Source organism: Pseudomonas sp. F007, from assembly GCF_057814275.1.
This window is the reverse complement of the sequence record NZ_JBVATA010000006.1, coordinates 454,242-475,890: the sequence shown is the minus strand read 5'-3', so window position 1 is coordinate 475,890 and position 21,649 is coordinate 454,242. Positions and strand designations below refer to the sequence as shown.

Sequence of the window (21,649 nt, the reverse complement as noted above, 5' to 3'; positions counted from 1 at the left end):
CCTATGAGCGAGTTGTTGTCCTCAGTCAGTGAACATTTACTTGCGCCGGGCGGCGTGACCCTCGAAAACCTGCAAAGCGTTCTGGGTGACCTGGCTGGCCCGGGCATCGATGCCGCCGACCTGTATTTCCAGGGGCAGATTTCCGAGTCCTGGGCGCTGGAAGACGGCATCGTCAAGGAAGGCAGCTTCAACCTCGACCAGGGGGTCGGCGTGCGCGCGCAATCCGGTGAGAAAACCGGTTTTGCCTATAGCAACGCCATTACCCTCGAAGCCCTCGGCGCCGCAGCCCGTGCAGCCCGCTCGATTTCCCGTGCCGGGCAGCACGGCACCGTGCAGGCTTTCACCAGCCAGGACGTGGCGCAGTTGTATGCGCCGGACAATCCGCTGGAAGTGCTGAGCCGCGCCGAAAAGGTCGAATTGCTCAAGCGGATTGATGTCGCCACCCGTGCGCTCGATCCCCGTATCCAGCAGGTGACCGTGAGCATGGCCGGGGTCTGGGAGCGCATCCTGGTGGCCGCCACCGACGGCAGCCTGGCGGCGGATGTGCGGCCGCTGGTGCGCTTCAATGTCAGCGTGATCGTTGAGCAGAACGGCCGCCGTGAGCGCGGTGGCCATGGCGGTGGCGGTCGTACCGATTACCGTTATTTCCTTGCCGAAGACCGTGCCATGGGCTATGCCCGTGAAGCCCTGCGTCAGGCCCTGGTGAACCTGGAAGCGATTCCGGCACCAGCCGGGACCCTGCCGGTGGTATTGGGTTCGGGCTGGTCCGGCGTGCTGTTGCATGAAGCGGTCGGCCACGGCCTGGAAGGCGACTTCAATCGCAAGGGCAGCTCCGCCTATAGCGGGCGCATGGGCGAGATGGTTGCCTCGAAACTCTGCACCATTGTCGATGACGGCACTCTGGCGGGGCGCCGTGGCTCGCTGAGCGTCGACGACGAGGGCACCCCGACCGAGTGCACCACCCTGATCGAAAACGGCGTGCTCAAGGGCTACATGCAGGACAAGCTCAACGCGCGGCTGATGGGCGTGGCCCGCACCGGCAACGGTCGTCGCGAGTCTTACGCGCACCTGCCGATGCCGCGCATGACCAACACCTATATGCTCGGCGGCGAAAGCGATCCGGCAGAAATCATTGCCTCGGTGAAGAAGGGCATCTACTGCGCCAACCTCGGTGGTGGCCAGGTCGATATCACCAGCGGCAAGTTTGTGTTCTCCACCAGCGAGGCGTACCTGATCGAGGACGGCAAGATTACTGCGCCGGTCAAGGGGGCAACGTTGATTGGTAACGGGCCGGAAGCCATGAGCCGGGTGTCGATGGTCGGCAACGACCTGTCGCTGGACAGCGGCGTGGGGACCTGTGGCAAGGATGGTCAGTCGGTGCCGGTGGGTGTCGGCCAGCCAACCTTGAAGATCGACGCGATCACCGTGGGTGGCACGGGCGCGTAAGGGATGGAGCTGCGGGTGGGCTGCGTCGCAGTCCCACCCGGTCGAGGATCAACGCAGGCCGCGTTGAGTCTCGTCCAGCTCACGGATGTACTTGAAGATTTTCCGGCTGGAAGCAGGCGGTTTGTTATGCGCCGTTTCGTGCTGGGCCTGACGGATCAGCGAACGCAGTTGCTGGCGATCAGCTTCCGGGTAGTCGACGACGAACTTTTCCAGGACGGCGTCGTCGCCGGCGATCAGGCGATCGCGCCAGCGTTCCAGACCGTGGAAGCGTTCGTTGTACTGTTTGGTGGAGGCATCGAGTTGATCGAGCAGGACCAGAATGGCGTCAGTGTCCTGATCGCGCATCAGTTTGCCGATAAAGCTCAGGTGCCGTTTACGCGCGATATTCGCGGTGTGCTTGGGCGCATCGGCCAGGGCCCGGCGCATGGCGTCGGTCAATGGCAGTTTTGCCAGCAAGTCAGGCTTGAGTGTTGTAAGGCGCTCGCCGAGGTCAACCAGAGCATGCAGCTCGCGTTTGACCTGGGATTTGCTTTTTTCTCCCCCGTAGAGGGAGTCGTCGTAAGAATCAACCATGGTGGCAGTCCGCAAAGAAACGCCGCCATGATAACCAGTCGGGGGCCGCTTGTCCGGCCCGGTCGCTCGAATGGCCTTGACCGAAAGCAGAATTTGAGTGGAGAACAGCATGAGTGCAGTTGAAAGCGTCGGCCCACAAGCGTTGCCGGCACTGCAGGAGCAAGTCGAGCAGATCATCGCCGAAGCCAGGCGCCAGGGCGCCAGTGCCTGCGAAGTAGCAGTGTCGCTGGAGCAGGGGCTGTCGACCTCGGTGCGTCAGCGCGAAGTGGAAACGGTCGAGTTCAACCGCGACCAGGGCTTCGGCATCACTCTCTACGTCGGCCAGCGCAAGGGCTCGGCCAGCACCTCGGCCAGTGGCGCCGAGGCGATTCGGGAAACCGTCGCCGCCGCCCTGGCAATCGCCAAACACACCTCCGAAGATGAACACTCGGGCCTGGCCGACGCGGCCTTGATGGCTCGCGATCTGCCGGATTTCGACCTGTTCCACGCCTGGGATATCACCCCGGAACAGGCCATTGAGAAGGCGCTGGCCTGCGAAGCCGCAGCCTTTGCTGCCGACAGCCGGATCAAGAACGCCGACGGCACCACCCTCAGCACCCATCAGGGCTGCCGCGTGTATGGCAACAGTCACGGCTTTATCGGCGGTTACGCCTCCACCCGGCACAGCCTCAGCTGCGTGATGATTGCCGAAGCCGAAGGCCAGATGCAGCGCGACTACTGGTATGACGTCAATCGCCAGGGCAGCCTGCTGATGGACCCGCTGATCATCGGCCAGCGCGCCGCGCAGCGTGCCGCCAGCCGCCTGGGCGCGCGCCCGGTGCCGACCTGCGAAGTGCCGGTGCTGTTTTCTGCGGAACTGGCGGGCGGTTTGTTCGGTAGCTTCCTGGGCGCGATTGCCGGCGGCAACCTGTACCGCAAGTCGTCGTTCCTCGAAGGCGCACTGGGACAGAAGCTGTTTCCCGAGTGGCTGACCATCGACGAGCGCCCGCACCTGATGCGCGCCATGGGCAGTTCGGCGTTCGACGGCGATGGCCTGGCGACCTACGCCAAGCCGTTTGTCGAAAAGGGTGAGCTGGTGTCCTACGTGCTGGGCACTTATTCCGGGCGCAAACTCGGCATGCCGAGCACCGCCAACGCCGGCGGCGTGCATAATCTGTTCGTCACCCATGGCGATGAAGATCAGGCCGCACTGCTCAAGCGCATGGGCCGTGGTTTGCTGGTCACCGAGTTGATGGGCCAGGGCCTGAACATGGTCACCGGCGATTACTCGCGCGGCGCGGCGGGCTTCTGGGTGGAAAACGGCGAAATTCAGTTCGCCGTGCAGGAAGTGACCATCGCCGGCAACATGCGCGACATGTTCAAGCAGATCGTCGCCGTGGGTAACGACCTTGAGTTGCGCAGCAACATCCGCACAGGGTCGGTGCTGATCGAGCGCATGACAGTCGCTGGCAGCTAGGCCTGCGACGGTTGGAAAAAAGCGCGTCAGCCCAGAGGTGACGCGCTTTTTTTACGCCTTGAAATTGGCCCTTCATCAATCCACCTCGTTTTACTCTCTTGTTTTGGTTCTTATTATCATCTAATAATAAATCTCATTATCGAATGAGCCCTGGGTCATGAGTTCTGCCTTGCACGAGCAGCCTTACCTTGAAAGCTGGCGCTGGATGAGCCGCCAGATCCGTTGCGCGCTGGATGCTGACGAGCCGCGCTTGATCGAACACTACCTGGCCGAAGGCCGCTATCTCTCCTGTTGTACGGCCACCTCGCCGTGGACGGTCGCTGAAACTTCATTTCGCTTGCTGCTCGACACCGCCGCCGATGTCGCGTTGCCCTGGCATTGGCGCAGCCTCTGCCTGGATCAGGCCTGGCGCCCACTGCGCGACCTCGAGCGCCTGGCGTTGTGCAAGTGCCGGCTCAAGCGCTGGCAGAACTACACCTGGCAACTGGCGACCTGCGAGTTGCAGCCCTCGATTCCTCTTATTGAACTGGTGCAAGGATTTCCCGATGAGTAATTCCCGAATCGAACGTGACAGCATGGGTGAGCTGCAAGTCCCGGTGGACGCCCTCTACGGCGCCCAGACCCAGCGCGCGGTGGATAACTTTCCCATCAGCGGCCAGCGCATGCCGGCGCAGTTCATTCGTGCGTTGATCCTGGCCAAGGCCGCGGCAGCCCGGGCCAACGTCGAGCTCAAGCAACTGAGCGAAGCCCAGGGCAAGGCGATTGTCGATGCGGCCCAGGGCCTGCTCGAAGGCGAGTTCATGGCGCATTTCCCGGTGGATATTTTCCAGACCGGTTCCGGCACCAGTTCCAACATGAACGCCAACGAAGTGCTGGCAACTCTCGCCAGCCGTTTGCTGGGCGAGGCGGTCAACCCGAATGATCACGTCAATTGCGGGCAAAGCAGCAACGACATCATTCCCACTACCATTCACGTCAGTGCCGCGCTGGCGTTGCACGAGCAACTGCTGCCGGCGCTCAAGCACCTGATCCAGGTCATCGAGCACAAGGCCGAGCAGGTTCACCCCTTCGTCAAGACCGGGCGCACGCACTTGATGGACGCCATGCCAGTACGCATGAGCCAGGTGTTGAACGGCTGGGCCCAGCAGCTCAAGGCCAATCTCGGGCACCTGCAGAATCTGTTGCCGGCCCTTCAGTCCCTGGCACAAGGCGGCACGGCGGTCGGCACCGGGATCAACGCGCATCCCGAGTTCGCCGCGCGCTTCAGCCAGCAGTTGAGCGCCTTGACCAAGATGCCCTTTACCCCAGGCCAGGACCTGTTCGCCCTGATCGGCTCCCAGGACACCGCCGTTGCAGTCTCCGGCCAGCTCAAGGCCACTGCGGTGTCGTTGATGAAAATCGCCAACGACCTGCGCTGGATGAACTCGGGGCCGCTGGCCGGCCTTGGTGAAATCGAGCTGGAAGGCTTGCAGCCTGGCTCCTCGATCATGCCGGGCAAGGTCAACCCGGTGATTCCGGAAGCGACGGCGATGGTCGCCGCGCAAGTGATCGGCAATGACAGTGTGATCACCGTGGCCGGCCAGTCGGGCAACTTCGAACTCAACGTGATGCTGCCGATCATCGCCCAGAACCTGTTGAGCAGTATCGAGTTGCTGGCCAATTCCAGCCGCCTGCTGGCGGACAAGGCCATTGCCAGCTTCAAGGTCAACGAAGCCAAGCTCAAGGAAGCCTTGTCGCGCAATCCGATCCTGGTCACCGCGCTAAACCCGATCATTGGTTACCAGAAGGCCGCCGAAATCGCCAAGACCGCCTACCAGCAGGGGCGTGCGGTGATCGATGTGGCTCTTGAGCACACCGATCTGTCCCGCAGCCAGCTGGAAGAGCTGCTCAATCCGGAAAAACTCACGGCCGGCGGCGTGTAGCCCCTCGGCGCATAGGAGGCTCATCATGGAGCATTGGAAACGCACGATCGAAAGGGCCAACCGCTGCTTCATGCTGGGCGAGTTGGTCGATGCCCGCGAAGCCTATCTGCAGGCCCTGGCACTGGCGCAGGTACTGCTCGAGCGCTGGTCGGACGCCGACGAGGCGGTTGCCGCCTGCGTGATTTCCCATCACAACCTCGCCGACCTGCATTTGCGCCTGAATCAACCCGAGGAGAGCGCCGAGTACCTGTGTGCGATCCACCAACTGCTGCTGCAGACCATGCAGGACTCGCGCCTGGCTCCGGCCTTGCGCGAGGCGGCATTGCGTCAGAGCAGCAAGACCTACGTCGAACTGCTGAATTTCATCAGCGAGCACGGCGAATACCCACGTACCCATCGCTTGCTGCACATCGGTGCCGCAGCGCGGCCGCAAGAAGCGCGCGCTCAATACGGAGTTCATTGAAATGGCTTTTACCCTGCCTGCATTGCCTTACGCTTACGACGCCCTGGAACCGCACATCGATGCGCAAACCATGGAAATCCACTACACCAAGCACCACCAGACCTACATCAACAACCTCAATGCCGCGGTCGAAGGCACCGAGTATGCCGAATGGCCAGTGGAGCGCCTGGTGGCCAGCGTCCAGCAGTTACCGGAAAAACTGCGCGCCGCGGTAATTAATCAGGGCGGTGGGCATACCAACCATTCGTTGTTCTGGGCCGTCATGGTACCCAATGGTGGCGGTGCGCCAAGCGGCGACCTGGGTCGGGCCATCGATGAGCAACTGGGCGGCTTCGACAGTTTCAAAGACGCCTTTACCAAGGCCGCACTGACGCGCTTCGGCAGCGGTTGGGCGTGGCTCAGCGTGACCCCGCAAAAGACCCTGGTGGTGGAGAGCAGCGGTAACCAGGACAGCCCGCTGATGCATGGCAACACGCCGATCCTCGGGCTGGATGTCTGGGAGCACGCCTATTACTTGCGCTACCAGAACCGGCGTCCTGAATACATCAACGCGTTCTACAACGTGATCCATTGGTCCGAGGTCGCCGAGCGTTATCAGGCGGCACTGGCTTGAGTCGTTACTGTCATAAAGCAATCAAGGCCTTCTATGGGTACTGAGACACTGGCGATCAACAGCGGGCGAACGTTTCGTTATGCACTGGGTTCGCTCCTGCTGTTGGCGGGAGGCACCTTGCTGGTTGCGCACGGCCTGGCGTGGCTGAACCTTGAGCCGAGGTTGATGCGCGCACTGCAGGGCGGCGCCATCTGTGCCTTGGGCACGGCCCTCGGCGCGTTGCCGGTGCTGGTGATTCGCCGAATGCCGGTAGCGCTCAGCGATACCTTGCTGGGTTTTGGTGCTGGGGTGATGCTGGCCGCCACCGCCTTTTCGCTGATCGTGCCCGGAATTGCCGCCGCCGAGAGTCTGGGGCTGACGCCGTGGGCGGCCAGCGGGCTGATTTGCTTCGGCATCATGCTCGGCGCGATCGGGCTGTTCCTGGTGGATCGCCAGGTATCAGGGGCGACCCCCGTGATGTTGGTGGGCACGCCGGAGCGTCCGGTGATCCCGCCACGCATCTGGCTGTTTGTGTTCGCCATCATTGCCCACAACATTCCCGAAGGCATGGCAGTGGGCGTTTCGGCAGGCGGCGGCATGCCGGACGCCGACAGCCTGGCCATGGGCATTGCGTTGCAGGACGTGCCGGAAGGGCTGGTGATCGCTTTGGTATTGGCCAGGGCAGGGATGTCACGGTTCAAGGCGTTTTTGATCGGCGCGGCATCCGGCCTGGTCGAGCCGGTCTTTGCCTTGCTTTGTGCCTGGTTGGTGAGCCTGGCCGAAGTGATCCTGCCGTTGGGCCTGGCTCTGGCTGCCGGAGCGATGTTGTTGGTGGTGACGCATGAGGTGATTCCCGAATCGCGCCGCAATGGTCACGAGAAACTGGCCAGCCTCGGCTTGCTGATCGGGTTCTGCCTGATGATGGTGATGGATACTGCGTTGGGTTAGCGGGGAGGAGGGCGAGCCTTACTCGCCTTCGTCGAAGTAGTTGTTGATCAGCTTGACCAACGCGTCCAACGCTTCCTGCTCTTGTTCACCTTCGGTTTTCAGGTGAATGGTCGTGCCCTTGCCGGCGGCCAGCATCATCATCGCCATGATGCTTTTACCGTCGACCATCGACTCAGGTGTGCGCCCAGCTCGGATCTGACAAGGATACTGACCCGCGACGCCGACGAATTTCGCGGAAGCACGGGCATGCAGGCCCAGTTTGTTGATGATTTCAATTTCCAGAGCAGGCATCGCGGTGTGAATCCTTTAGCTAAGGTCGCGGTGGCGAACCTGGACGTTCTTCAGGGTTTTTTGCAGGGTCTGCCCCAGGCGTTCGGTCAAGTAGACGGAGCGGTGATGTCCGCCGGTGCAGCCAATGGCGATGGTCACATAGGCCCGATTACTGGCAGCGAACCGCGGCAGCCATTTGAGCAGGTAGCGGGAGATGTCTTCAAACATTTCTTCGACATCTGGCTGAGCGGCCAGATAGTCGGCAACCGGTTGATCCAGGCCCGACTGGGCCCGCAGATCTGGAATCCAGTAGGGATTCGGCAGGCAGCGCACGTCGAACACCAGGTCGGCATCGACCGGCATGCCGCGCTTGAAGCCGAACGACTCCACCAGGAACGCTGTACCGGGCTCCGGCTGATTGAGCAGGCGCAGCTTGATGGTGTCGCGCAGCTGGTACAGGTTGAGGTTGGTGGTGTTGAGCTTGAGATCGGCGAGGTCGGCGATCGGCCCCAGCAGGGCGGTCTCATCCTCGATGGCTTCGGCTAGCGAGCGATTGGAGCTGCTCAGCGGATGGCGCCGGCGTGTCTCGGAGAAGCGCTTGAGCAGGGTTTCTTCGTCGGCGTCGAGGTACAGCACATCGCATTGGATATGCCGGTTACGCACCTCGGCGAGCAGCTCGGGGAAACGGGTCAGATGACTGGGCAGGTTGCGCGCGTCGATGGAGACCGCCACCAGTGGCTGGCTCAATTCGTTGTGAATCAGCGCGCGTTCGGCCAACTCCGGCAGCAGGCCCGCCGGCAGGTTGTCGATGCAGTAGTAACCGTTGTCTTCGAGAACGTTGAGGGCAGTACTTTTGCCGGAGCCGGAGCGTCCGCTGACAATGATCAGGCGCATCATCAGTGGCCGTTCTGCTCGTCCAGGACGACCTGGTACAAGGCTTGATTGCTGTCGGCGCTGCGCAGGCGATCGCGCACTTCCTTGCGGTCCAACATGCTGGCGATCTGGCGCAGCAGTTCCAGGTGCGCATCGGTAGCCGCCTGGGGCACCAGCAGGACAAACAGCAGGTCGACCGGGGCGCCATCGATGGCGTCGAAATCAATAGGCGCGTCAAGGTGCATCAGCGCGCTGATGGGCGAAGTGCAACCCTTGAGACGGCAGTGTGGAATGGCGATGCCGTTGCCAAAACCGGTCGAGCCGAGTTTTTCACGGGCAATCAATGCCTCGAAGACATCTTGCATCTCCAGATCCGGGACTTCCCGGGCGATCAGGTTGGCAATTTGCTCGAGGGCTTTCTTTTTACTGCCTCCCGGCACGTTCACCAGGGAACGGCCGGGGGTCAGGATGCTTTCAAGTCGGATCATGGGATGGGGGTGTTAACGACCGGTTGCGCCCTGGAGGAGGCTCTGGGTCTTTTCCTTATGCTTTTTGAGTTGACGGTCCAGCTTGTCGGTCAGCAGGTCAATGGCGGCATACATGTCGTCATGCTCGGCATTGGCAACTACTTCTCCGCCGGGGATATGCAGCGTGGCTTCGATTTTCTGCTTCAGCTTCTCGACATTCATCGTGACCTGCACGTTGGTGATCTTGTCGAAGTGCCTTTCCAGTCGGTCGAGTTTTTCGCCGATGTAAGTGCGCAGAGGTTCGGTAACTTCCAGTTGGTGTCCACTGATGTTGACTTGCATACAGCTTCTCCTTCGTTGCCAGTGCATAAGGCGGCAGGCTGTGATGCCTGCCACTGGGTGCATCCGAAACAATTTCGAACACACCCTGGAACGCGGTGGCGTGGCCCGTTACATCAAACGCTTGCGTTCGCTCGAAGGCGCGATCCCCAAGGATTCGCGGTACTTGGCGACGGTACGGCGGGCCACCTGAATGCCTTGTGCCTCCAGTAAACCAGCGATCTTGCTGTCACTCAACGGCTTTTTCTGATTTTCCGCGGCAACCAGTTTTTTGATGATCGCGCGGATCGCCGTGGACGAGCATTCGCCGCCTTCGGAGGTGCTGACATGACTTGAGAAAAAGTATTTCAGCTCATAAATACCGCGCGGGGTGTGCATGAATTTCTGCGTGGTAACCCGCGAGATGGTCGACTCGTGCATGCCCACCGCCTCGGCGATGTCGTGCAGGACCAGGGGTTTCATCGCTTCGTCGCCGTATTCGAGGAAGCCGCGCTGGTGCTCGACGATCTGCGTGGCCACCTTCATCAGGGTTTCGTTGCGGCTTTGCAGGCTCTTGATGAACCAGCGTGCTTCCTGCAACTGATTGCGCATGAAGGTGTTGTCGGCGCTGGTGTCGGCGCGGCGGACAAAGCCGGCGTATTGCGGGTTGACCCGCAGGCGTGGCACCGACTCCTGATTCAGCTCGACCAGCCAGCGCTCGTTGTCCTTGCGCACGATCACGTCCGGCACCACGTATTCGGCTTCGCTGGACTCGATCTGCGAGCCCGGGCGTGGGTTGAGGCTCTGCACCAGCTCGATGACCTGGCGCAGCTCGTCTTCCTTGAGCTTCATTCGGCGCATCAACTGGCTGTAGTCGCGGCTGCCCAGCAGGTCGATGTAGTCGGTGACCAGGCGCTTGGCTTCGGCAATCCATGGCGTCTTGGCGGGCAACTGGCGCAATTGCAGGAGCAGGCATTCGCCCAGGTTGCGGGCACCGATGCCGGCGGGCTCGAATTGCTGGATGCGGTGCAGGACGGCTTCGATTTCGTCCAGCTCGATGTCCAGTTCCGGATCGAAGGCTTCGAGAATTTCCTCGAGGGTTTCGTCCAGGTAGCCCTGGTTGTTGATGCAGTCGATCAGGGTCACGCCGATCAGGCGATCGGTATCGGACATCGGGGCGAGGTTCAGTTGCCAGAGCAGGTGGCTTTGCAGGCTCTCACCGGCCGAAGTGCGGGTGGTGAAATCCCACTCGTCGTCATCGTTGCTCGGCAGGCTGCTGGCGCTGGTCTGGTAAACGTCTTCCCAGGCGGTGTCGACCGGCAGTTCGTTGGGAATGCGCTCGTTCCAGTCGCCTTCCTCGAGGTTGTCCACCGTGGGGGCGGTTTCCTGATAGGAGGGTTCCTGGACGTCGGTGTTGGGTTTCTGCTCGATATTGTCGGCCATCGGGTCGGCGTTATCGAAATCGTCGCCTTCTTCCTGGCGTTCGAGCATTGGATTGGATTCCAAGGCCTCCTGGATTTCCTGTTGCAGGTCCAGGGTCGACAATTGGAGCAGGCGGATGGCCTGTTGCAGCTGCGGTGTCATCGTCAGCTGCTGGCCCATTCTCAAGACTAGCGATGGTTTCATGGCTGGGGCTTAACACCTTATTCGCCGGCGCACGTGCGCCATCCACTACAGGGCGCCGGAGCGCCAAACTTAAGCAAATTATATGCCCGAAACTGAAGTGTTTGCCTAGAGCGTCATGACAATAAAAAGATAGATAGTTTCATTGACATTACGCCCCGGCGGCATCCAGACGCCTCGACGCTTACAGGCGGAACTCGTGACCCAGGTACACTTCCTTGACGAGATCGTTGGCCAGGATGGTCTCGGCGTCCCCTTCGGCAATCAATTGGCCGTCATTGACGATGTAGGCAGTTTCGCAGATATCCAGGGTCTCGCGCACGTTGTGGTCGGTGATCAATACGCCGATGCCCTTGGCCTTGAGGTGATGGATGATCTGCTTGATGTCGCCGACCGAAATCGGGTCGACACCGGCGAACGGCTCGTCGAGCAGGATGAATTTCGGCGCGGTGGCCAGTGCGCGGGCGATTTCCACACGGCGCCGCTCACCACCGGAAAGGCTCATGCCGAGGTTGTCGCGAATGTGGTTGATGTGGAACTCCTGCAGCAGGCTTTCCAGCTCCTTGCGACGGCCGGCCTTGTCGAGTTCCTTGCGGGTTTCGAGAATGGCCATGATGTTGTCGGCGACCGACAGTTTGCGGAAGATCGACGCTTCTTGCGGCAGATAGCCGATACCGGCCCGGGCACGGCCGTGCATGGGCTGGTGGCTGACGTCCAGGTCATCGATCAGCACGCGACCCTGATCGGCTTGCACCAGGCCGACGATCATGTAGAAGCAGGTGGTCTTGCCGGCGCCGTTCGGGCCGAGTAGGCCGACGATCTGGCCGCTGTCGATGGACAGGCTGACGTCACGCACGACCTGGCGGCTCTTGTAGCTCTTGGCCAGGTGCTGGGCTTTCAGAGTTGCCATTTACGGGGCCTTCTGCTCGTCGGTTTTCTTTTTCGGCTGGATGACCATGTCGATCCGCGGGCGTGCTTCGGTGACCTTGCTACCCGTGGCGCGACCGGCGCTGGCGAGCTTCTTCTCGGTGTCGTAGACGATTTTCTCGCCCTGGGTGATGTTGCCGTCCTTGTCGATGACTTTGGCGCGGTCGATCAGCACGACACGGTTCTGCTGGGCGTGGTACTGGATGGTCACGCCATAGCCCTGGACCGGCTTGGTATCGCCCGCGGTTTGCACCTGTTCGAAGTAGGCCAGGTTGCCCACCGAAGTGACGACGTCGATGTCGCCATTCGGCGCGCGAGTCATGGTCACGGTATTGCCGGTCACCTTCATCGAACCTTGGGTGATGATCACGTCGCCCTTGTAGGTGGCGATGCCGTTACGGTCATCAAGCTGAGCGTCGTCCGCCTGGATGCGGATAGGTTGCTGGCTATCGGACGGCAGGGCCCAGGCGCTCACGCTTCCCAGTGCTGCGCCCAGACCGAGCAAAATAGGGAGGGTTTTAACGAGCCTCATACTGTCCTCTTACGTTCGATAGCAGGTGTATCCTGCTTTCTTTCAAATACGCTTTCATGCCGGTACCAGTCGATACGCCGCCAGCACCGTCGATTTTAACGGGTTGCTGGGTCTGCGCATATTGCTGCTCCGGGAATACGGTCATGCGGGTGCTGGTGATGAGCATCGGGCGGTTCTTTTCATCGGTGCGCGAAATGCGCACCGAGTCGATCAGTTCGACCTCGGTGCCGTCCGAATTGACCTCGCCGCGTTCGCTCTGCACGTGCCACGGAAACTCGGTGCCGCGATACATTTTGAGGTCGGGGTTGGTCAGTTGCGTCACTTCACTGGCCTTGACGTGCTCGAGCTTGTCCGACGTCATGTCGTACTGCAGCTTGCCGTCGGGCAGGAATTGCACGCTGTGAGCGTTGATCGCGTAGTAGTCGATCTCGCTTTCATTGACGGCCGCCACCGGCTTGTCGAGAAAACGCTCGGGGCTGATGTTCCAGTAACCCACCGCAGCGAACAGCGCGGCAATGGCGCCGAAAAACAGAAAATTTCGAAACTTCTTGCTCAACATAAATAACTCACAGGTACGCGGCGTTGGCGGCTTCCAGGGTGCCTTGGGCGCGCAGGATCAATTCACAAAATTCGCGTGCAGCGCCTTCGCCGCCTCGGGCCAGGGTCGTGCCATGGGCATGTTCACGTACAAAATCTGCCGCATTGGCAACGGCCATGCCCAGGCCGACGCGGCGAATCACCGGCAGGTCCGGCAGGTCGTCACCCAGATAGGCAACCTGTTCATAGCTTAGGTCCAGTTGCGCGATAAGCTCGTCGAGCACCACAAGTTTGTCCTCGCGACCTTGATACAGATGCGGTATGCCGAGGTTTTTCGCGCGTCGCTCGACCACAGGCGTCGTTCGACCGCTGATAATGGCAGTTGTTACACCATTGGCCATCAACATTTTGATGCCTTGGCCATCGAGTGTGTTGAAGGTCTTGAATTCGCTGCCATCTTCGAGGAAATACAGGCGGCCGTCGGTCAACACGCCGTCGACGTCGAAGACGGCCAGCTTGATTGGCTTGCCACGCTCGAGCAGGTCGTCGCTCATTACATCACTCCCGCACGCAGCAGGTCATGCATGTTCAAGGCGCCTACCGGGTAATCCTCATCGTCAACCACGACCAGCGCGTTGATCTTGCTGTCTTCCATGATTTTCAGGGCCTGGGCGGCGAGCATTTCGGCGCGGACCGTCTTGCCGTGAGGCGTCATGACGCTTTCGATGGTCGCCTGGCGCAAGTCCACCGAGCGATCGAGGGCGCGGCGCAAGTCGCCGTCGGTGAAGATGCCGGCCAGCTTGCCGTCGGCTTCCAGGATCACTGTCATGCCCAGGCCCTTGTGGGTCATTTCCAGCAAGGCGTCTTTGAGTGGGGTGCCACGCTGCACGTGCGGCAGGCTGTCGCCGACGTGCATGACATCTTCGACTTTCAACAGCAGGCGTCGACCCAGGGCGCCGCCCGGGTGTGAAAAGGCAAAGTCCTCGGCAGTGAAGCCACGCGCTTCCAGCAGGGCGACCGCCAGGGCGTCGCCCATCACCAGCGCGGCGGTGGTCGAGGAGGTCGGTGCCAGGTTCAGGGGGCAGGCTTCATGCTCGACGTGCACGTTGAGGTTGACGTCAGAGGCCCGCGCCAGGGGCGAATCCGGATTGCCGGTCATGCTGATCAGGGTGATGCCCATGCGTTTGATCAGCGGCAGCAGGGTGATGATTTCGTGGGTGGAGCCGGAATTCGACAGTGCCAGCAGGGTGTCGTCGCGGGTGATCATGCCCATGTCGCCATGGCTGGCTTCGGCTGGGTGGACAAAAAACGCCGTAGTGCCAGTGCTGGCCAGGGTGGCGGCGATCTTGTTGCCGATGTGCCCGGACTTGCCCATGCCGACCACGACCACGCGGCCCTTGCTGGCCAGGATCAGTTCGCAGGCGCGGACGAAATTTGCGTCGATATGGGCCAGCAAGCCTTTTACGGCGTCCAGCTCAAGGCGGATCGTGCGTTGTGCCGACTTAATCGGATCGCTGGGCTGGCTCATGTCTGAAGTCGAATAGCCTGGGAAAAGGTGACGATTATAGCGGTTATGATCAATTCCCTCACGCTAGTTCGACACGGATTTGTGCGAGTTGTGTCACGGCAAGCCTCCAATTAAGCGTTTTTAAGCTTAATTGAAGCTGAATGCTGCGGTCTTCGGCCTTGGGCGCTTTGTACCGGCAGTGATATAGTTCGTCGCCAGTTCGGCCTGCCCAGGATGTTTGTGCTCTCGCCCGAGGTCACGACGTCCGAGTGAGAGGCTTGCATCGCAAGGAGTTTAGATGAGTGCCGATAACGCCTACGCGGTCGAGCTGAAGGGAGTGTCCTTCAAGCGCGGCGCGCGTAGCATTTTCAATAATGTCGATATTCGCATCCCGCGCGGTAAGGTTACCGGCATCATGGGGCCTTCGGGGTGCGGAAAGACCACGCTGCTGCGCCTGATGGGCGCGCAACTGCGCCCGTCCAGTGGCGAGGTGTGGGTCAACGGTCAGAATTTGCCTACCTTGTCTCGCAGCGACCTGTTCGATGCGCGCAAGCACATGGGGGTGCTGTTCCAGAGCGGCGCGTTGTTTACCGATCTCGATGTGTTCGAGAACGTCGCGTTCCCGTTGCGGGTGCACACCGAGCTGCCGGACGAGATGATCCGCGACATCGTCCTGATGAAACTGCAGGCCGTGGGGTTGCGCGGTGCCACCGAACTGATGCCCGATGAGCTGTCCGGCGGCATGAAGCGTCGGGTGGCACTGGCCCGGGCGATTGCCCTGGATCCCGGGATCCTCATGTACGACGAGCCTTTCGTGGGCCAGGACCCGATCGCCATGGGCGTGTTGGTGCGCCTGATCCGCCTGCTCAACGACGCCCTGGGGATCACCAGCATCGTGGTGTCCCATGACCTCGCGGAAACCGCGAGCATTGCCGACTACCTGTATGTGGTCGGTGACGGGCAAGTGCTGGGGCAGGGCACGCCGGCCGAACTGATGGATTCCGACAACCCGCGGATTCGCCAATTCATGACTGGCGATCCGGATGGGCCGGTACCGTTTCATTTTCCAGCGACGGATTACCGCGCAGATCTACTGGGGAAGCGCTGATGCGCAAGACTTCAATTCTGGAGAGAATTCGCCGATTCGGCTTGGCCGCCATCGACAGCGTCGCGGTGCTCGGTCGCTCCTCCCTGTTCCTGTTTCATGCCTTGCTCGGGCGTGGCGGCATCGGCGGCGGCTTTGGCCTGCTGGTCAAGCAGCTGCATTCGGTAGGCGTGATGTCCCTGGTGATCATTGTGGTCTCGGGGATATTCATCGGCATGGTGCTCGCGCTGCAAGGCTTCAACATTCTCTCCAGCTATGGCTCGGAGCAGGCGGTCGGGCAGATGGTGGCACTGACCCTGTTGCGTGAACTGGGGCCGGTCGTCACCGCGCTGCTGTTCGCCGGGCGCGCCGGTTCGGCGCTGACCGCGGAAATCGGCAACATGAAATCCACCGAGCAGTTGTCCAGCCTCGAGATGATTGGTGTCGACCCCCTGAAATACATCATTGCCCCCCGGTTGTGGGCTGGCTTCATTTCCCTGCCACTGCTAGCGATGATTTTCAGCGTGGTCGGTATCTGGGGCGGTTCCTGGGTGGCTGTCGACTGGCTGGGAGTGTATGAAGGTTCCTACTGGTCGAACATGCAAAACAGCGTGACGTTCAACGGTGACGTGCTCAATGGCATCATTAAAAGCATGGTATTTGCCTTTGTCGTGACCTGGATCGCCGTATTCCAAGGCTATGACTGCGAGCCCACCTCAGAAGGGATCAGTCGCGCCACCACCAAGACCGTGGTGTATGCCTCATTGGCCGTCCTCGGCCTGGACTTTATTCTGACCGCCTTGATGTTTGGAGATTTCTGATGCAAAACCGCACCCTGGAGATCGGTGTCGGCCTTTTCCTGCTGGCCGGCATCCTGGCTTTGCTGTTGCTTGCGCTGCGGGTCAGTGGACTGTCCCCGGTTTCGAGCACCGACAGTTATAAACTTTACGCCTACTTCGACAATATCGCCGGTTTGACGGTCAGATCGAAAGTGACCATGGCCGGTGTGACCATCGGCAAGGTCACGGCAATCGATCTGGATCGCGACAGTTTCACCGGGCGAGTGACGCTGCAGCTGGAAAAACGGGTGGATAACCTGCCGTCGGACTCCACTGCATCTATCCTCACTGCGGGGTTGCTGGGCGAGAAATACATCGGTATCAGCGTCGGTGGCGAGGAGTCGTTGCTCAAGGATGGCGGGACTATCCATGACACGCAGTCGTCGCTGGTGCTCGAAGACCTGATCGGTAAATTCCTGCTCAATACCGTTAGTAAAGACGCCAAATGAGGAGTTTCTCCATGATCTCTACCTTGCGACGTGGCCTGCTGGTCCTGCTGGCGGCCTTGCCGCTGGTCGCCAACGCCGTGGCTGCGCCTTCTGCGCACGATCTGGTTCAGGACACGACCAACCGGTTGCTGGCAGACCTTGCCGCCAACAAAGAGAAGTACAAGCAGGACCCGTCGGACTTCTATGCTGCCTTGAACAGCATTGTCGGGCCGGTGGTGGATGCCGAAGGCATTTCCAAAAGCATCATGACGGTCAAGTACTCGCGCAAAGCCACGCCGGCGCAGATGAAAACCTTCGAAGAGAACTTCAAGAAGGGTCTGTTCCAGTTCTATGGCAATGCCTTGCTCGAATACAACAACCAGGGCATCACCGTTGATCCTGCCAAGGATGAATCCGGCGACCGTACCAGCGTTGGCATGACGGTCAAGGGCAGCAACGGCGCGATCTATCCGGTGTCCTACACCCTGGAGAAGATCGGTGGCGAGTGGAAGCTGCGTAATGTGATCATCAACGGCATCAACATCGGCAAACTGTTCCGTGACCAGTTCGCCGACGCGATGCAGCGCAATGGCAACGACCTGGACAAGACCATCAATGGTTGGGCCGGTGAAGTCGCCAAGGCCAAGGAAACCTCCGAGAAGCAAAGCCAATGAGTGAGTCGGCAGTGCGTTTGGGCCAGGCCGGTGAGCTGTTGCTCACTGGCGTCCTCGATTACCGCTCCGGGCCAGGCCTGCGCAAGCAGGGCCAGGCCTTGATTGCGTCGAGTGCGGCGACCGCGATCGTGCTCGATTGCTCGGGCGTGGTGAAGTCCAGCAGCGTCGGCTTGTCCTTGCTGCTGTCGTTCATCCGCGACTCGACAGCGGCCGGCAAGGCCGTGAGCATTCGCGCGCTGCCCGACGATATGCGTGAAATTGCCGAGGTCAGCGGTTTGACCGAGCTTTTGACGCACCCATAACCCTCATCTATAGACAAGCCCCCCGTCAGAGTCCTGCTTAGCGGGGTTCGCAGGCGCGGGGCTTTTTTGTATGATGTCCGACCCGTGCGCACAGGGCGCCGATTGAGGTTGAGCATGCAGGCCGTAGAAGTGAAGAGCTTTCTTGAAGGAAAGCTGTCCGAGACGCTTTCACAAGTGCAGATTGAAGTTGAAGGCGAAGGCTGCAACTTCCAACTGAACGTGATCAGCGATGAACTGGCGGCGTTGAGCCCGGTCAAGCGTCAGCAGAGCGTCTATGCCCATTTGAACCCATGGATCGCCGATGGCAGCATCCACGCGGTCACTATGAAATTTTTCAGCCGCGCGGCCTGGGCCGAGCGCACCTGAGCCCAAGGGCGTCGAGATTCTTATGGATAAATTGATTATTACCGGCGGTGCTCGTCTTGATGGCGAAATCCGTATCTCCGGGGCAAAGAACTCTGCCCTGCCGATCCTCGCGGCAACGTTGCTGTGCGATGGTCCCGTGACGGTCGCCAACCTGCCGCACCTGCACGACATCACCACCATGATCGAGCTGTTCGGTCGCATGGGCATCGAGCCGGTGATCGACGAGAAACTCAGCGTCGAAATCGACCCGCGCACCATCAAGACCCTGATCGCGCCGTACGAGCTGGTGAAAACCATGCGTGCCTCGATCCTGGTACTGGGGCCGATGGTCGCGCGTTTCGGTGAAGCCGAAGTCGCCTTGCCTGGCGGTTGCGCCATTGGCTCGCGTCCGGTCGACCTGCACATCCGTGGCCTCGAAGCCATGGGCGCGAGCATCGACGTGGAAGGCGGCTACATCAAGGCCAAGGCGCCGGAAGGCGGCCTGCGTGGCGCCAACTTCTTCTTCGATACCGTTTCCGTGACCGGTACCGAGAACATCATGATGGCCGCGGCCCTGGCCAACGGCCGCAGCGTGCTGCAGAACGCCGCTCGCGAGCCTGAAGTGGTCGACCTGGCGAACTTCCTCAACGCCATGGGCGCCAATGTCCAGGGCGCGGGTACCGACACCATCACCATCGACGGTGTGAAGCGTCTGCACTCGGCGACCTACAAAGTGATGCCGGACCGTATCGAAACCGGTACCTACCTGGTCGCTGCTGCCGTGACCGGTGGCCGGGTGAAGGTCAAGGACACCGATCCGACCATCCTCGAAGCGGTGCTCGAAAAACTCCGTGAAGCCGGTGCCGAAATCACCACGGGCGAAGACTGGATCGAGCTGGACATGCACGGGAAACGGGCCAAGGCCGTCAACGTGCGCACTGCGCCGTATCCGGCATTCCCGACTGACATGCAGGCGCAGTTCATCTCCCTCAATGCCATCGCCGAAGGCACTGGCGCAGTGATCGAGACGATCTTCGAAAACCGTTTCATGCACGTCTACGAGCTGCACCGCATGGGCGCTCACATCCAGGTCGAAGGCAACACCGCGATTGTCACCGGTATCGACAAGCTCAAGGGCGCGCCTGTCATGGCCACCGACCTGCGTGCATCGGCCAGCCTGGTGATCTCTGCACTGGTTGCCGAAGGCGACACCCTGATCGATCGCATCTACCACATAGACCGTGGTTACGAGTGCATCGAAGAGAAGCTGCAGATGCTCGGCGCCAAGATCCGCCGCGTACCGGGCTAATCGTTGCTCCAGGGCGCAGGGACGCGCCCACAGATTTGTTCCAGTCGAGCCTGTTTCAGGCTCGATGCGTGTCCGGCGCCGATTGCGACCGGGCATCAGTAGCCTGAATTAAGGACTGACGTTTCCCATGTTGACCATCGCACTGTCCAAGGGCCGCATCCTTGACGACACCCTGCCGCTTCTGGCTGAAGCGGGCATCGTGCCGACCGAGAATCCGGACAAGAGCCGCAAGCTGATCATCCCCACGACCCAGGCCGACGTGCGCTTGCTGATCGTGCGCGCCACCGATGTGCCGACCTATGTCGAGCATGGTGCCGCGGACCTGGGCGTCGCCGGTAAAGATGTGCTGATGGAATACGGCGGCCAGGGCCTGTACGAACCGCTGGACCTGCAGATTGCCCAGTGCAAGTTGATGACCGCCGGCAAGGTCGGCGCGGTCGAGCCCAAGGGCCGCCTGCGCATCGCCACCAAGTTCGTCAACGTGGCCAAGCGTTACTACGCTGAGCAGGGCCGTCAGGTCGACATCATCAAGCTGTACGGCTCGATGGAGTTGGCACCGTTGATTGGCCTGGCCGACAAGATCATCGACGTGGTCGACACCGGTAACACGCTGCGGGCCAACGGCCTGGAGCCACAGGAATTCATCGCCGCCATCAGTTCCCGACTGATCGTCAACAAGGCTTCGATGAAAATGCAACACGCCCGTATCCAGGCACTGATCGACACCCTGCGCAAAGCAGTGGAGTCGCGACACCGCGGCTGATTCACCTGCGCGACGTTAAGTCGCGCCCGTCTATCCGCCTCATAGCCAGAATTCTCAGGTGCCCAAGCGGAACGACTGCTAGTTTAGGGCGCCTGAGTTTTCGCCAATCCTATGAGGCTCTCGCTATGACCGCACCGACTGCAATTCGCCGACTCAACGCTGCTGACCCGGATTTCGCGCATCATCTGGATCATCTGCTGAGCTGGGAAAGTGTGTCTGACGACTCGGTCAATCAGCGCGTGCTGGACATCATCAAGGCCGTGCGTGAGCGTGGCGATGCGGCGTTGGTGGAATTCACCGAGAAATTCGACGGCTTGCAGGTCGCCTCGATGGCCGACTTGATCCTGCCGCGCGAGCGTCTGGAACTGGCCCTGACCCGTATCACCGTGGCCCAGCGCGAAGCCTTGGAAAAAGCCGCTGCCCGTGTGCGCAGCTACCACGAAAAACAGAAACAGGATTCCTGGACCTACACCGAAGCGGACGGCACCGTGCTGGGCCAGAAGGTCACGCCGCTGGATCGCGCCGGTCTGTACGTACCCGGTGGCAAGGCCTCGTACCCGTCGTCGGTACTGATGAACGCGATTCCGGCCAAGGTGGCCGGGGTCAGCGAAGTGGTCATGGTCGTACCCACGCCACGCGGTGAAATCAATGAACTGGTGCTGGCTGCGGCGTGCATCGCCGGCGTCGACCGGGTGTTCACCATCGGCGGCGCGCAAGCAGTTGCCGCGCTGGCGTATGGCACCGAAAGCGTGCCTATGGTCGACAAGATCGTCGGCCCCGGCAACATCTATGTGGCCACTGCCAAGCGTCACGTGTTTGGCCAGGTCGGTATCGACATGATTGCCGGTCCCTCGGAAATCCTCGTGGTCTGCGATGGCCAGACCGATCCGGACTGGATCGCCATGGACCTGTTTTCCCAGGCCGAGCACGACGAAGACGCCCAGGCCATCCTGGTCAGTCCGGATGCCGAGTTCCTCGACCAAGTGGCGGCAAGCATCGCCAAGCTGCTGCCGACCATGGAGCGCGCGACCATTATCGAGACCTCGATCAATGGCCGCGGCGCGCTGATCCAGGTGCGTGACATGCAGCAAGCCATCGAGGTGGCGAATCGCATTGCGCCGGAACACCTTGAGTTGTCGGTGGCCGACCCGCAAGCCTGGTTGCCGCAGATCCGTCACGCTGGCGCGATCTTCATGGGGCGTCACACCTCCGAGGCCCTGGGCGACTACTGCGCCGGCCCCAACCACGTGCTGCCGACTTCCGGCACTGCGCGCTTCTCCTCGCCGCTGGGGGTCTACGACTTCCAGAAGCGTTCGTCGATCATCTTCTGCTCCGAAGCCGGTGCCAGTGAGCTGGGCAAGACCGCCTCGGTACTGGCCCGTGGCGAGTCGCTGACCGCCCACGCGCGCAGCGCCGAGTACCGCATCGTGGCCGATAAGGAAGGGAATTGA

Annotated in this window: 27 protein-coding genes; 16 read left to right on the top strand and 11 right to left on the bottom strand. The window is 60.9% G+C overall.

Annotated features, from left to right (window positions below):
- Positions 1 to 3 precede the first annotated feature (3 nt).
- Positions 4 to 1,446, top strand: coding sequence for a metalloprotease TldD (gene tldD / locus ACZYR5_RS17655; protein WP_489090366.1), 1,443 nt, complete (start codon positions 4 to 6; stop codon positions 1,444 to 1,446).
- Between the two features lie 48 nt (positions 1,447 to 1,494).
- On the opposite strand, the gene yjgA is transcribed toward tldD, so the two are convergent.
- Positions 1,495 to 2,019, bottom strand: coding sequence for a ribosome biogenesis factor YjgA (gene yjgA, locus ACZYR5_RS17650; RefSeq protein ID WP_027618513.1), 525 nt, complete (start codon positions 2,017 to 2,019; stop codon positions 1,495 to 1,497).
- A gap of 109 nt (positions 2,020 to 2,128) precedes the next feature.
- On the opposite strand from yjgA, the gene pmbA reads away from it, so the two are divergent.
- The 6 genes from pmbA (at position 2,129) to ACZYR5_RS17620 (ending at position 7,400) form a co-directional block, all read left to right on the top strand.
- Positions 2,129 to 3,475 (top strand): metalloprotease PmbA, encoded by a 1,347-nt coding sequence (gene pmbA / locus ACZYR5_RS17645; protein WP_489090365.1) that lies wholly within the window; start codon positions 2,129 to 2,131, stop codon positions 3,473 to 3,475.
- Between the two features lie 157 nt (positions 3,476 to 3,632).
- Positions 3,633 to 4,028 (top strand): FagA protein, encoded by a 396-nt coding sequence (locus ACZYR5_RS17640; protein WP_489090364.1) that lies wholly within the window; start codon positions 3,633 to 3,635, stop codon positions 4,026 to 4,028.
- The gene (locus ACZYR5_RS17635; protein ID WP_489090363.1) at positions 4,021 to 5,397 is read left to right on the top strand and encodes a class II fumarate hydratase; all 1,377 of its coding nucleotides are present in this window, start codon (positions 4,021 to 4,023) and stop codon (positions 5,395 to 5,397) included. Before ACZYR5_RS17640 ends, ACZYR5_RS17635 begins: the two co-directional genes overlap by 8 nt.
- Positions 5,398 to 5,422: 25 nt before the next feature.
- Positions 5,423 to 5,860, top strand: coding sequence for a DUF2753 family protein (locus ACZYR5_RS17630; RefSeq protein WP_489090362.1), 438 nt, complete (start codon positions 5,423 to 5,425; stop codon positions 5,858 to 5,860).
- Position 5,861: 1 nt separating this feature from the next.
- The gene (locus tag ACZYR5_RS17625; RefSeq protein WP_489090361.1) at positions 5,862 to 6,473 is read left to right on the top strand and encodes a superoxide dismutase; all 612 of its coding nucleotides are present in this window, start codon (positions 5,862 to 5,864) and stop codon (positions 6,471 to 6,473) included.
- A gap of 33 nt (positions 6,474 to 6,506) precedes the next feature.
- Complete coding sequence (locus ACZYR5_RS17620) at positions 6,507 to 7,400, top strand: ZIP family metal transporter (protein WP_489090360.1); 894 nt, start codon at positions 6,507 to 6,509, stop codon at positions 7,398 to 7,400.
- Between the two features lie 18 nt (positions 7,401 to 7,418).
- Here the strand turns inward: ACZYR5_RS17620 and ACZYR5_RS17615 are convergent, their stop codons facing one another.
- The 10 genes from ACZYR5_RS17615 to ACZYR5_RS17570 form a co-directional block, all read right to left on the bottom strand.
- Positions 7,419 to 7,691, bottom strand: coding sequence for an HPr family phosphocarrier protein (locus ACZYR5_RS17615; RefSeq protein ID WP_489090359.1), 273 nt, complete (start codon positions 7,689 to 7,691; stop codon positions 7,419 to 7,421).
- Positions 7,692 to 7,706: 15 nt separating this feature from the next.
- Positions 7,707 to 8,564 (bottom strand): RNase adapter RapZ, encoded by an 858-nt coding sequence (gene rapZ / locus ACZYR5_RS17610; protein WP_489090394.1) that lies wholly within the window; start codon positions 8,562 to 8,564, stop codon positions 7,707 to 7,709.
- 2 nt (positions 8,565 to 8,566) lie between these two features.
- Positions 8,567 to 9,031, bottom strand: a complete 465-nt coding sequence (gene ptsN, locus ACZYR5_RS17605; protein ID WP_489090358.1) for a PTS IIA-like nitrogen regulatory protein PtsN — start codon at positions 9,029 to 9,031, stop codon at positions 8,567 to 8,569.
- 12 nt (positions 9,032 to 9,043) lie between these two features.
- Positions 9,044 to 9,352 (bottom strand): ribosome hibernation-promoting factor, HPF/YfiA family, encoded by a 309-nt coding sequence (gene hpf / locus ACZYR5_RS17600; RefSeq protein ID WP_027618523.1) that lies wholly within the window; start codon positions 9,350 to 9,352, stop codon positions 9,044 to 9,046.
- Positions 9,353 to 9,460: 108 nt separating this feature from the next.
- Entirely contained in the window at positions 9,461 to 10,954 is a 1,494-nt protein-coding gene (locus tag ACZYR5_RS17595; protein ID WP_489090357.1) for an RNA polymerase factor sigma-54, read from the bottom strand.
- Between the two features lie 181 nt (positions 10,955 to 11,135).
- Positions 11,136 to 11,861, bottom strand: coding sequence for an LPS export ABC transporter ATP-binding protein (gene lptB / locus ACZYR5_RS17590; protein WP_019691895.1), 726 nt, complete (start codon positions 11,859 to 11,861; stop codon positions 11,136 to 11,138).
- Positions 11,862 to 12,410, bottom strand: a complete 549-nt coding sequence (lptA, locus tag ACZYR5_RS17585; protein ID WP_489090356.1) for a lipopolysaccharide transport periplasmic protein LptA — start codon at positions 12,408 to 12,410, stop codon at positions 11,862 to 11,864.
- A complete protein-coding gene (gene lptC, locus ACZYR5_RS17580) occupies positions 12,397 to 12,969 on the bottom strand; it encodes an LPS export ABC transporter periplasmic protein LptC (protein ID WP_489090355.1) in 573 nt (190 codons plus the stop codon). The genes lptA and lptC overlap by 14 nt, the downstream gene beginning before the upstream one ends.
- 7 nt (positions 12,970 to 12,976) lie before the next feature.
- Positions 12,977 to 13,501, bottom strand: coding sequence for a KdsC family phosphatase (locus tag ACZYR5_RS17575; protein ID WP_489090354.1), 525 nt, complete (start codon positions 13,499 to 13,501; stop codon positions 12,977 to 12,979).
- Complete coding sequence (locus ACZYR5_RS17570) at positions 13,501 to 14,475, bottom strand: KpsF/GutQ family sugar-phosphate isomerase (protein WP_489090353.1); 975 nt, start codon at positions 14,473 to 14,475, stop codon at positions 13,501 to 13,503. Before ACZYR5_RS17570 ends, ACZYR5_RS17575 begins: the two co-directional genes overlap by 1 nt.
- A 277-nt stretch (positions 14,476 to 14,752) precedes the next feature.
- Between ACZYR5_RS17570 and ACZYR5_RS17565 the strand changes: the two genes are divergently transcribed.
- The 9 genes from ACZYR5_RS17565 (at position 14,753) to hisD (ending at position 21,649) form a co-directional block, all read left to right on the top strand.
- A complete protein-coding gene (locus tag ACZYR5_RS17565) occupies positions 14,753 to 15,562 on the top strand; it encodes an ATP-binding cassette domain-containing protein (protein WP_489090352.1) in 810 nt (269 codons plus the stop codon).
- On the top strand, positions 15,562 to 16,359 hold the full coding sequence (mlaE, locus tag ACZYR5_RS17560) for a lipid asymmetry maintenance ABC transporter permease subunit MlaE (RefSeq protein ID WP_489090351.1): 798 nt from the start codon (positions 15,562 to 15,564) through the stop codon (positions 16,357 to 16,359). Before ACZYR5_RS17565 ends, mlaE begins: the two co-directional genes overlap by 1 nt.
- Entirely contained in the window at positions 16,359 to 16,826 is a 468-nt protein-coding gene (gene mlaD, locus ACZYR5_RS17555) for an outer membrane lipid asymmetry maintenance protein MlaD (RefSeq protein ID WP_339545735.1), read from the top strand. Before mlaE ends, mlaD begins: the two co-directional genes overlap by 1 nt.
- 11 nt (positions 16,827 to 16,837) lie before the next feature.
- A complete protein-coding gene (locus tag ACZYR5_RS17550) occupies positions 16,838 to 17,479 on the top strand; it encodes an MlaC/ttg2D family ABC transporter substrate-binding protein (protein WP_489090350.1) in 642 nt (213 codons plus the stop codon).
- A complete protein-coding gene (locus ACZYR5_RS17545; RefSeq protein WP_489090349.1) occupies positions 17,476 to 17,781 on the top strand; it encodes an STAS domain-containing protein in 306 nt (101 codons plus the stop codon). Before ACZYR5_RS17550 ends, ACZYR5_RS17545 begins: the two co-directional genes overlap by 4 nt.
- Positions 17,782 to 17,895: 114 nt before the next feature.
- Entirely contained in the window at positions 17,896 to 18,147 is a 252-nt protein-coding gene (locus ACZYR5_RS17540; RefSeq protein ID WP_027618535.1) for a BolA family protein, read from the top strand.
- 22 nt (positions 18,148 to 18,169) lie between these two features.
- Positions 18,170 to 19,435, top strand: a complete 1,266-nt coding sequence (gene murA, locus ACZYR5_RS17535; protein ID WP_489090348.1) for a UDP-N-acetylglucosamine 1-carboxyvinyltransferase — start codon at positions 18,170 to 18,172, stop codon at positions 19,433 to 19,435.
- Positions 19,436 to 19,562: 127 nt separating this feature from the next.
- Positions 19,563 to 20,198: an ATP phosphoribosyltransferase gene (gene hisG, locus ACZYR5_RS17530; RefSeq protein WP_027618537.1), complete on the top strand. Its 636-nt coding sequence runs from the start codon at positions 19,563 to 19,565 to the stop codon at positions 20,196 to 20,198.
- Positions 20,199 to 20,323: 125 nt separating this feature from the next.
- Positions 20,324 to 21,649 carry a histidinol dehydrogenase gene (gene hisD / locus ACZYR5_RS17525; RefSeq protein WP_489090347.1) on the top strand — a complete coding sequence of 442 codons (1,326 nt, stop codon included), beginning with the start codon at positions 20,324 to 20,326 and terminating at the stop codon, positions 21,647 to 21,649.